A 2,726-nucleotide genomic window follows, 5' to 3' on the forward strand; every position below is an offset into this window, starting at 1 on the left:
GTAGCTGACCAACCTGGGAAAATCGGCCTGAAGATAGTGTTTAACATGCTGAATATAAAACGTTTTAAAATCACGATAATGGCTCATGTGGAATAAAATGAGTATCGTCATTGCTTCACTGAGAGAAAGGGAAGCTTCGCGGTGGCGTTTGAGCAAGCCATTTTCAATTAACTGTTGATACCAGAGAGGAATAAATTTTTGGCAAAAGTCATCGACGCAACAGTAAAGTTCTTCTAAATTAGACATGCCTGAGGATCTCCACGATTTTGTTTTCTTTGACAAAAACTTTGATCGTGCCTCAGGCACTTAGTTCCCTTCTTAAGCAAATCTCAGGTTAATTAAACCGCTTCCGGTATTGCAAGGTAAAATTGCTCCTGCGTTTGATCAGCCCGGAGGAGGAATTCAGATATTGCCGAATTTCCCTGAGAGAGTGAATGTTGATTGGCTTATAAAAAATGGATATGTAAAGGAAATAAAGAATGCTAACCATAAATGAAATACAGGAAAAAGTGTGGTCTTTAAGTGCTAAGATTAATGCACCTAAATCAATGTTGATAGTTTATGCAGAGCCTGTTGGTGATGGTTCTGCATATATAGTTATTGATAATAATCAATATCATATTATTTACTCTGAAAGAGGATATGAAATATTTAGACAAGCAACTGAAGATCCAAATGAGCTTCTATATTGGATTATGGAAAATGTAGCTAGCCAAATGGCATCTGAATACGAATTAAAAAACAGGAATGATGAAAGTAAAGATTTTCGTAGGGCTTATTTTGAAAAAGAGCTGGAAATATTAGGCGTATTAGATAAAAAGTGGGTATTAAGAGCCAAGAAAAAAATTGAAAAAATATTAGAAAGATCACCATACATAGACAATAGTGACAGACAATAATGCACTTAGCTTACCCAAAGGGATGGCGGATTACGGTCGGTCAGCATCAAGCCTGTCTACCGCTATGCTAAATAAAGGTAAATCTTCTCAAGAGATTTCAGCGGCATTGTCAAAACATGCCAAAGGGGATCACCCGGAAGGACAAGATCCGGTAAGAGGATTGTTAGTCGCTTGGGGGGCTGGAATGTCCACAGTAGCAGCACCACTGTTGCTACCATCAGGAGCAACTGTAGGAAGTATTTTTGCTGGAGGTGTAATTAGTGGAAAGGCCAACATTAGTAATCAGCTTACAAATGGTCCAGTGAACATGACTGATGCACTGATAGCTACTGGAACGGGGGCGGTAACGCAGGGCAAAGGGTTTTGGTTTACAGAAGTGGCGAGTATTACTGGTGCGTATGCAGGTGCTAAATTGCAAGGGAAAGATCCTTTGTCCCCTGCAATTGGTGCAGGTATTGGTAACGTAATAGATGCAAGGACCAGTAAAGTAGTTACTGATAAATTTAAACCTGTAGTATCAGGAACTGTTGCTGAAGTCATTGGTGCAGGTTCTGGTGCAATAAGCTCTGAAGTTGCGGGCAGTACAATAGAAGATAAGTTAAACAAAAACTGGAGTAAGAAATGAAATCTACAATTGTTTTTCCTGACTCTATCCACTATTGCATCGTTATTTATTACAACCTTACTTTATTGATGCATCCCGCAATTTAGTGCTTCATCGTGCCCACGTCACCGGCAGATCAGAAGAGACGACCCAGGAAATCGTGAAGATTATGGGGCGGGCAGGAATTGCGGCAGCGTCCGGAGTTGCAGGCGGAATTAGTAAAGCAGATGCAAAAGTTATCAATTCAGACCAAAGCCAGCAGGCTAATGCTGATAAAGGTGCCCAAGCGGAAGCCACGAAAACATCACATAGCCAAACTGGGAATGCAGCGAAAGGAACAACAGGTAATATATCGACATTTAACCCTAATGAAATCAGATTCTCTGATCCTAGGAGGGGACTTGAGCCTAAAACATGGGGAGAGGCAATCACCGGAAGGATAAATAAACAAACTGGCGGGTTTAGTAAGAGTAACCCCGATGGTTCCGATGAGCTTCCTAGAATTACTGGAAAATCAAAGGATTAATCCATTATGACATGTTACTTATATTCAATAGAAGAACTACCAGAAGGATTTAGTTTTCCATCTTCTTTATTTGGAAATAGTAAATAAAGAATCTATTTTGGATTTAGAACCTTGGTGGTTTTTATGCGAATTTGAAAAATTCGCTAAATACTGGTTGTCTGAAATGAAAGCGCAATATCCAGAGAGACAACTCGTGCCATTTGCAAAAGTATCTTATTCTGATGATATTGCTTGCTTTGATAGTTCTGATATCTCTGGTGATCCAAAAATATTTTTTATCCATGCTTTTGCGTCAACTGGATGGGAAGATAGAAGGAATCTTAATAATTTTGATGAGTAGCTAGAATTAGCAAAGGAAGAATCAGCCCGTTATAAAATAAAACAGGAAGCAGAGTAAAATGTGAGACTTTGCTAGTTAAAATTGTATAAACGACGTGAAGATCCCAGCCAACGCTGGGATCTTCCCTTTAGCCATCAACTGTTCTCAATAAGCCGGATAACCAAACAGCCCGTGCTCAATGCTGATCTGCACCGACTGCCCGGTCATAAAGCCCGCCTCTTCCAACCAGTTGCCCTTAAGATGCAGAAGAGAAAGACAAGGAACCTTACCAAAAATAAGAAAAAATCCGGTATAAACACTATATACCGGATTATCATATCAAGGTTAAATTATTCAAAACTTCTGACTATATCAGTA

The 2,726-nt window shown here is 39.5% G+C and carries 6 protein-coding genes and 1 pseudogene; 5 read left to right on the forward strand and 2 right to left on the reverse strand.

The window, feature by feature from the left end:
- A pseudogene (locus tag ACGF5R_RS16510) lies at positions 1 to 246 on the reverse strand (IS982 family transposase); the annotation flags it as partial.
- A 91-nt stretch (positions 247 to 337) separates the two neighbouring features.
- Here ACGF5R_RS16510 and ACGF5R_RS16515 point away from each other — a divergent pair.
- The 5 genes from ACGF5R_RS16515 to ACGF5R_RS16535 all read left to right on the forward strand — a co-directional run bounded on the left by ACGF5R_RS16515 (position 338) and on the right by ACGF5R_RS16535 (position 2,369).
- A complete protein-coding gene (locus ACGF5R_RS16515; protein ID WP_387691848.1) occupies positions 338 to 496 on the forward strand; it encodes a TNT domain-containing protein in 159 nt (52 codons plus the stop codon).
- The gene (locus ACGF5R_RS16520; protein WP_387691838.1) at positions 480 to 899 is read left to right on the forward strand and encodes an Imm63 family immunity protein; all 420 of its coding nucleotides are present in this window, start codon (positions 480 to 482) and stop codon (positions 897 to 899) included. Before ACGF5R_RS16515 ends, ACGF5R_RS16520 begins: the two co-directional genes overlap by 17 nt.
- Positions 886 to 1,524 carry a hypothetical protein gene (locus ACGF5R_RS16525; RefSeq protein WP_387691840.1) on the forward strand — a complete coding sequence of 213 codons (639 nt, stop codon included), beginning with the start codon at positions 886 to 888 and terminating at the stop codon, positions 1,522 to 1,524. The genes ACGF5R_RS16520 and ACGF5R_RS16525 overlap by 14 nt, the downstream gene beginning before the upstream one ends.
- Before the next feature lie 34 nt (positions 1,525 to 1,558).
- Positions 1,559 to 2,029 (forward strand): hypothetical protein, encoded by a 471-nt coding sequence (locus ACGF5R_RS16530; protein ID WP_387691842.1) that lies wholly within the window; start codon positions 1,559 to 1,561, stop codon positions 2,027 to 2,029.
- A 97-nt stretch (positions 2,030 to 2,126) separates the two neighbouring features.
- Positions 2,127 to 2,369, forward strand: coding sequence for a hypothetical protein (locus ACGF5R_RS16535; RefSeq protein WP_240000797.1), 243 nt, complete (start codon positions 2,127 to 2,129; stop codon positions 2,367 to 2,369).
- 144 nt (positions 2,370 to 2,513) lie between these two features.
- On the opposite strand, the gene ACGF5R_RS16540 is transcribed toward ACGF5R_RS16535, so the two are convergent.
- Positions 2,514 to 2,594 (reverse strand): type I toxin-antitoxin system SymE family toxin, encoded by an 81-nt coding sequence (locus ACGF5R_RS16540; protein ID WP_240000799.1) that lies wholly within the window; start codon positions 2,592 to 2,594, stop codon positions 2,514 to 2,516.
- Positions 2,595 to 2,726 lie beyond the last annotated feature (132 nt).

The sequence above is a fragment of the Photorhabdus sp. RM71S genome, assembly GCF_042879355.1.
Classification (GTDB): Bacteria; Pseudomonadota; Gammaproteobacteria; order Enterobacterales; family Enterobacteriaceae; genus Photorhabdus; species Photorhabdus kayaii.